This window comes from Roseivirga spongicola, from assembly GCF_001592965.1.
GTDB lineage: Bacteria > Bacteroidota > Bacteroidia > Cytophagales > Cyclobacteriaceae > Roseivirga > Roseivirga spongicola.
Genome location: NZ_LRPC01000029.1, coordinates 181,755 through 189,391, shown reverse-complemented (window position 1 = coordinate 189,391; position 7,637 = coordinate 181,755). Strand labels below are relative to the sequence as shown.

Sequence of the window (7,637 nt, the reverse complement as noted above, 5' to 3'; positions counted from 1 at the left end):
TCAACCTTGAAGATGTTCACTGAGCTCAGGCTAAAAACTACGTAGTTGCCTATGATAAGCCCATTGGCTTGCTTATTAATTTTGGAGCCAGAAGCTTACAGTTTAAGAAAGTATTCAACCCGAAATATCCATCAGGATCAGGATTAACAAGATGATAGGATAAAAAGGATAAAATGGAAGAGATGATAGAATCAATTAGAGGGCACAAACTAAATCAGGTAAATCAAGTAATCCTGCGAATCCTGATGCAGACAAATTCACCCGTAAAGTTTTGAGTATGGCGGTTCCGAGTTTAAGGTTTAGGGGTTTTGTTGGAGAGTGGGAAGATATTGAAGCTCGCAAGCTATTTCCAACAGTTACTAATGGATTTGTTGGAGTGGCGACACCTTTCTATGCTGAGAGAGGGACAATGTACTTACAGGGTAAAAATGTAAAGAGTAATAGCATTGATCCCGAAGGCTTAATTTATGTCAATAGTACTTTTCACAATAAGCAAAAGAAGTCTCAATTAAAAGAGGGAGATATTGTGATGGTACAGTCTGGTCATGTCGGGGAATGTGCTGTAATAACAAAAGAATATGCTGGATCAAATTGTCATGCACTTCTAATATTGAAGCCTAATGGTGAGGGTGATAGTAGTTTTTATTCTCAATATTTCTATACAGACTTTGGTAAAAGACTAATCTACAAGATTACGACTGGTAATACGATTAAACATATTTTGGCTAGTGATGTAAAGGTGTTGAGACTTCCTTACCCCTCCCTCCCCGAACAGCGCAAGATCGCTGACTTTTTGAGTGCGGTAGATGAGAAGATCCGACTGCTTACTGAGAAAAAAGACAAGCTCGAAACCTACAAAAAAGGGGTGATGCAAAAGCTCTTCCCCAAACAAGGTCAAACCAACCCCGAGCTTCGCTTTAAACGTCCTGATGGTACCGCCTTTCCGGATTGGGAGGAGAAAAGGTTGGGGGAGATAGGTTCATTTCTAAAAGGGAAAGGAGTTTCCAAATCTGATATTGATGAAGAGGGAATGAATGAATGTATTCGTTATGGCGAGCTTTATACCTCATATGGAGAGGTAATTGAAAAAGTGTATTCAAAATCGAATCAAAGTATTGAGGAGTCTATCTTGAGTGAGCCTAATGATGTGCTTATTCCTGCTTCAGGAGAAACTCAAATTGATATAGCTACTGCTTCTAGCATAAATAAGAAAGGTGTGATCTTGGGCGGAGATGTCAATGTTTTCAGGACAAAACAGAATGGTAGTTTTATTGCGTATCAACTGTGTTCTGCTCGAAAAATTGAAGTCGCTCGATTGTCGCAGGGTATCTCTGTAATTCACTTGTATTCGAGTCAGCTCAAAGGGCTTTTAATTGGACTTTCTAGTAAGGAAGAGCAAGAAAGAATAGTTGATTTTCTATTATCAATAGACCATCGAATTAAAGGTTGCTTAGAAGAAATCGATCATATGAAGGACTTTAAAAAAGGGCTATTGCAGCAGATGTTTGTTTAGTCTGCACTGTGATTTTTATGATTATGGGATTACTGTGATTTTTGTTGGAGGTTAAATCATATTCATCATGTAAATCAAATTAATCACAGTCAAGACAATTTTGGTTGTAGGCGTTAGGGCTGTGGTGGTTTAATTATGGACATTATAGTTGTAAATAAATCATGGTTAATACAGTCTGCACTGTGATTTTTATGATTATGGGATTTATGTGATTTCTGTTGGAGGTTAAATCATGTTCATCATGTAAATCAAATTAATCACAGTCAAGACAATTTTGGTTGTAGGCGTTAGGGCTGTGGTGGTCTAATCATGGTTATCGCAATAGTCAAATAAATCATGGTTAAGACAGTCAAGACAATTAATTAAATTACATAATGAACACGGCAGTAAACACACAGTACAAGTACTCAGATCTTACTAGTAAAATCATCGGCTGTGCTATGGAAGTCCATAAAGTTTTAGGCAATGGTTTTCAAGAGGTAATCTACCAGAGAGCACTAGCCATAGAGATGTATGAGAATAAGCTGGCTTTCAATAGAGAATTTGAAATGCCCATATTCTATCGAGAGGAGCAGATAGGAACAAGAAGAGTTGATTTTTTGGTAGAGGATGCCATTTCAGTGGAACTTAAGGCGATCACTAGACTAGAGGATGTTCACTACGCTCAGGCAATTAACTATCTTGAAGCCTATAATTTAGAAATCGGGTTGTTGGTCAACTTTGGCGAGCGAAGCCTTCAATTCAAGAGATTCAAGAATAAAAAGTTCAAGAAAAAATAAGTAAACGGGAAAGTGTCTGTACTGTGATTATTGTGATTTTGAGATTAATGTGATTTTGTATGGAGGTGCTAAGGCTTTGCAGCATTTAATCATGCTCATCACGTAAATCAAATCAATCACAGTCTAGACAATGACTATTGCAGCAGATGTTTGTGTGAGGGCCTGCGGCCGCTTGAAGCTTGAAGTCGGGGGCTTGAAGAAAGAAGAAAATGAGTGACAAAAAATCATATATAAGTATCTGTTAATCAATGATTAATAAATTAAAAGATGTCGTTACTAGTCATAAAGCGTTAACATTTGTTGGCGTTTTATGCATCAATTATGCTTCGGGTCCGTATATTTGTATTAACAGAACCCGGATAGCATACCATAAGAACTGCTTCTGGGTCATTTTTTTTATAGGCTATGGCTCCTAAACCCTTCCTTACCATAGCGCAACAAATTCAGCGTCTCGAAGACCGAGGGATGTCTTTTCAAGACAAAGATCTCGCAAGTCATTTTCTTCAGAACATTAGTTATTATCGACTAAAAGGCTATTGGTGGGATTTACAAGCTGATTTTCAAAATCATACTTTTCAGGAAGGTGTATCTTTCGAGGATGTTATTGATAAGTACAATTTTGATAGACAATTGAGACTGATCATTCTAGACGCTATCGAAAGAATTGAGATAGCCCTTAGAACCAAGATGATATACTTCATGTGGGAAGATCATGGTCCATTCTGGTACCGAGAGTCACAGTATTTTAGACGAGATAATTGGTTCAGATCATCACTTGATAAACTTGAAAAGGAATTTTCTTGGAGTACAGAAATATTCGTAGTTGATCACAAAAATAGATTTCCTAATGAACATCCAGAAGCGATGAAAATACTTGAAGTCGCCTCAATGGGTACATTATCTAAGATCTATAAGAATATAAAAACACAACTTCCGGCTAAATCCAAAATTGCCAATAGTATGGATCTCAATTTGCATACTGAATTGGAAAGTTGGTTAGAGGCTATTGTTTACGTTCGAAATATAGCGGCTCATCATTCTAGATTATGGAGTAGAGATTTAGTCAAGCGCCCTATCCATGAGTTAAGAAACCCAAGAAGTACTTGGTTATCAATGCCTCTTCAAGAGGTACAACAAAAACGTATTTTTTTGTCTCTTACTTGTATGCTCTATCTCTGTAATAGAGTTACACCTGGTCATCAGATTAAAACAAAGATCAAATCACTTTTCGCAACTTATCCGGACATTCCGATCTATAAGATTGGTTTTTTGGAAGGATGGGAAGAACAAGAAATATGGGTTTGAAAAACAGTTTGATAGATTAGAACCTATATTATTGAAAAAGGCAAGTAAAGAGGAAGAATTGGATATTTTTAGGAAATAAAAAAACCTCGGTTGAAAAACCGAGGATTTCTATGCGGCCCGATAAAAGCAAACGGCTTTTACCAAGTCGACTTATTATCTTTTGTAACACAATGTTACAGAATGAATTAGATTCTTCAAAGAATAATTTTTTAATCAATTGATTTATAGTGGTTTACGCAAAAAGTAAAATAAAGTTTTAAATGACCATACAACCAGAGCAGGCATTAGAAAACAAGCTTATTGAGCAGTTAGAGGGGCTCAAGTATCAGCGAGTCAACATTAAGGATGAAGCTGATCTCTTAGCTAATATGAAAGCTCAACTAGAGAAGCACAATGGAGTGTCTCTGTCTCAGAAAGAGTTTGCCAAGGTGGTCAATCATTTGAGTAAAGGGTCTGTCTTTGATAAGGCCAAGACACTAAGAGATAAGTATGCTTTAGAGAAAGAGGATGGTACCGTTGCCTATATCGAGTTCCTCAATATAGATCACTGGTGCCAGAACCTCTTCCAAGTCACTAACCAAGTGACTATGGAGGGCAAGTATAAGAATCGCTACGATGTCACCTTGCTCATGAATGGTATTCCGGTAGTGCAGATAGAACTCAAGCGGAGGGGGATAGAACTCAAAGAAGCCTTTAATCAAGTCAAGCGTTATCAAAAGCATTCCTTTGGTGCCTCTGCAGGACTCTTTCAATACATCCAGTTCTATGTCATCAGCAATGGAGTTAATACAAAGTACTTCTCAAATCAGAAGCGAGAGAGCTTTAAGAACACCTTCTATTGGTCAGATAAAGAGAATAAGGTCATCACTAACCTAGAGCAATTCGCCAATGAGTTCCTAGAACCTTGCCACATGAGCAAGATGATATGCAAGTATGTGGTCATCAATGAAACGATGAAAGGACTGATGATCCTTAGGCCTTATCAATTCTATGCGGTAGAGGCCATCATCGAAAGAGTAAAGAACTCCACCAAGAATGGCTACATCTGGCATACTACAGGTTCGGGTAAAACGCTTACTTCATTTAAGGCTGCACAGATCCTCACTAAGCTTCCACAGATTCATAAGGTAGTTTTTGTAGTAGATAGAAAAGACCTCGACTTCCAGACAGCCAAAGAGTACAATAGCTTCCAGAAGGATAGTGTGAGTTCTACGGACAATACCAATATTCTGGTCAAGCAGTTCTCTGATGATACGCCATTGATCGTTACTACCATACAGAAGCTGAATACTGCGATTTCTAAGAAGCGCTACACGTCCAGAATGGAGCATCAGAAGGATAAGAAGATCGTCTTCATCTTTGATGAGTGTCACCGCTCACAGTTTGGCGAAACACATGAACGGATCAAAGATTGGTTTCAGGAAGCGCAGATGTTTGGCTTTACGGGCACACCCATTTTTGCTGACAATGCCACTAAGAATGAGCTAGGCAAGCGCACCACAAAAGATCTATTTGAAGAGTGTCTTCACAAGTATGTGATCACTGATGCTATTAAGGATGAAAACGTACTTAAGTTCTCAATAGAATATGTCGGTCGTTATCGAGAGAAGGAAGGAAGTAATAATGAAATCGATATTGAGGTAGAAGATATCGATACCAAAGAGCTTCTAGAGAGCCCGGAACGGCTACGTAAGATAGTTGATTACATAGCAGTCAACCATGACAGAAAAACTCATGGTAAGCGATTTACAGCAGCCTTCTGTGTGAGTAGTGTTAAGTCCTTAATCTTTTACTACGAGTTGCTTAAAGCCGCTAAAAATGAGGGTAAGCACAACCTTAAGGTTGCAACCATTTTTAGCTATAATCCGAACGAAGATGACAATGCTTCAGATGGAATGATTGGAGAGGAGGTTTCAGTTGTTGAAGAAGCTGCAGCAGTCTATGGTTTAGATAAACACAGTAGGGAGAAGCTAGACGAGTTTATAGACGACTACAATCAAATGTTTGGGTCCAAGTACTCTACCAAAGACTCAAAATCTTTCTATGACTACTATAATGACATCTCTAAGCGAGTAAAGGCAGGGCAGGTAGATATCCTACTAGTTGTGAATATGTTCTTAACGGGTTTCGACTCAAAGAAACTCAATACACTCTATGTCGATAAGAATTTAAAGTACCATGGTCTAATTCAAGCCTTCTCACGAACGAATAGAACGTTAGATGAGACTAAGTCTCAAGGGAACATAGTTTGCTTCAGAAACCTCAAGAAAGCAACTGACGATGCTATAGCGCTCTTTTCGAATAAGGATGCCAAAGAGGTAATCTTGATGGAGCCTTATGAGAACTATGTCGAGAAGTTCAGAGAGGCATTGGAGAAGATGAAGCAGATCGCCCCTACGGTTGATAGTGTAAATGATCTGCGTTCAGAAGAAGAGGAGTTCGAGTTTGTAAAAGCATTTAGGGAGCTGCTGAGATTGAAGAATGTTTTAAGTGGCTTTGCAGATTTTGATGAAAATGAAATTGGCATTGATCCACAAGAGTTCGAGGACTACAAAAGCAAGTACCTAGATATTCATGACAAGGTCAGAAATGACAGAGAAAAGGAGAAGGTTTCAATTCTCAACGATGTGGACTTTGAGCTGGAGTTAATCCATAGAGATGAGGTCAATGTAGCCTATATACTAAAGTTGCTGGCCAAGCTGAAAGAAGAAAAGCCTGAAGATCAAGAGAAGCGCAAGAAGGAGATCATTGATGCCATTTCCGGTGACGCCCAACTTAGAAGCAAGAAGGAACTCATTGAGAAGTTCATTCAAGAGAACTTACCAGAAATTGAAGATGTAGAGCAGATAGATGATGCCTTTGAGAGTTTTTGGAATGCTGAGCGCTCCAAAGCACTTGAGTTGTTGGCTAAAGAAGAAAGCCTTAATGAAGGGCTTTTACACAGTGCTATAGATAACTATCTCTTTACCGAGCGAAAGCCTATCAATACCGAAGTAATGGAAATGATAGAAGGAGAGAAGCCAAAGCTTAAGGAGCGTAGAACCACCATTAACCGCATTATCGACAGAATGGTCGATTTCGTGGATACATTCATAGGAGGGATGGGGGAGTGATGGATTACATAGAACAATTAGGGCAGTCTGAGTGGAATAGTAAACGAGATAAGATTCTTTTAAGAGATTGTAACACTTGCCAACACTGTAACAACAACAAGGTTATCCAGGGGGCACAGGTTGGTATTTGTTTATCTGAAGATTTAGTCAAATATGTTCTCAATGAGAAAATACGCTACGATTTGTTTGTGGCTTTTTTTCAGGAAGCGATAGTTGAAATTCATACACTTTACAAGTCCACTCCGATTTCCAATATGAATTATTTGGCGTATATAAAAAGTGGGTCAACTTCTATTGAATATACGAGGATGGATGAGTCTACTGGTATTAGTACATCTATGAAGGGAAAAAGAGTTGTTGGACTCAGGAGAATTAACTTAGGCTCTTTGTATGAGAGTCATTGGGAGTCTTACAGAAGAGGATTTTTAAATAAAATGGAAGTTAAACCAAAAGAGCTAGATGAACTTGAGAAAGAACTATTGAAGTGTAGTATTGAGGTAAATAATTCGTACTTCTGGGAATATGTTTACAAGTTGTCTGTTCACCACAAATATTACCAAGAAGGATTAATGGCATGGGAATATCCTGATGAAGCTTTATTAACCCTTTGCTGGGATTGTCATACAGAATTACATGAAACCACCCAAATAGATCATTATGACCAATTTGGAAATTTAATTGGCCAATTAACTCCTTGTGCAAGGTGTTTTGGTGCTGGTTATTTTCCAGAGTACACTCATGTTGAAAATGGTGTTTGTTTCAGGTGTGATGGTAGAAGATTTGACTAGACCTTTTGGTAATAGATTGCTATGCAATAAAAAAGCCTCAGCGTTTAAACTGAGGCTTTTTTCTCTGGTGATCCGCTCAGGACTCGAACCTAATTTTTGACTTTGCTCTAAAAAGCCTTTAAATGAGATTTAAATCAGG

At 38.3% G+C, this 7,637-nt stretch carries 5 protein-coding genes; all 5 read left to right on the top strand.

Annotated features, from left to right (window positions below; genetic code table 11):
- Positions 1 to 277 precede the first annotated feature (277 nt).
- The 5 genes from AWW68_RS18355 (at position 278) to AWW68_RS18335 (ending at position 7,498) form a co-directional block, all read left to right on the top strand.
- Entirely contained in the window at positions 278 to 1,513 is a 1,236-nt protein-coding gene (locus AWW68_RS18355) for a restriction endonuclease subunit S (RefSeq protein WP_068224748.1), read from the top strand.
- Positions 1,514 to 1,887: 374 nt separating this feature from the next.
- Complete coding sequence (locus tag AWW68_RS18350) at positions 1,888 to 2,292, top strand: GxxExxY protein (protein ID WP_068224738.1); 405 nt, start codon at positions 1,888 to 1,890, stop codon at positions 2,290 to 2,292.
- Positions 2,293 to 2,697: 405 nt separating this feature from the next.
- Entirely contained in the window at positions 2,698 to 3,597 is a 900-nt protein-coding gene (locus AWW68_RS18345; protein ID WP_068224735.1) for an Abi family protein, read from the top strand.
- A gap of 260 nt (positions 3,598 to 3,857) precedes the next feature.
- Entirely contained in the window at positions 3,858 to 6,710 is a 2,853-nt protein-coding gene (locus tag AWW68_RS18340; RefSeq protein ID WP_068224732.1) for a type I restriction endonuclease subunit R, read from the top strand.
- A complete protein-coding gene (locus AWW68_RS18335; protein WP_068224728.1) occupies positions 6,710 to 7,498 on the top strand; it encodes a hypothetical protein in 789 nt (262 codons plus the stop codon). The genes AWW68_RS18340 and AWW68_RS18335 overlap by 1 nt, the downstream gene beginning before the upstream one ends.
- Positions 7,499 to 7,637: the final 139 nt, after the last annotated feature.

Bases quoted from the DNA above. Each gene is read 5' to 3' on its own strand.
- AWW68_RS18355 (WP_068224748.1), top strand. From the start codon at position 278: ATGGCGGTTCCGAGTTTAAGGTTTAGGGGTTTTGTTGGAGAGTGGGAA.
- AWW68_RS18340 (WP_068224732.1), top strand. From the start codon at position 3,858: ATGACCATACAACCAGAGCAGGCATTAGAAAACAAGCTTATTGAGCAG.
- AWW68_RS18335 (WP_068224728.1), top strand. From the start codon at position 6,710: ATGGATTACATAGAACAATTAGGGCAGTCTGAGTGGAATAGTAAACGA.
- AWW68_RS18350 (WP_068224738.1), top strand. From the start codon at position 1,888: ATGAACACGGCAGTAAACACACAGTACAAGTACTCAGATCTTACTAGT.
- AWW68_RS18345 (WP_068224735.1), top strand. From the start codon at position 2,698: ATGGCTCCTAAACCCTTCCTTACCATAGCGCAACAAATTCAGCGTCTC.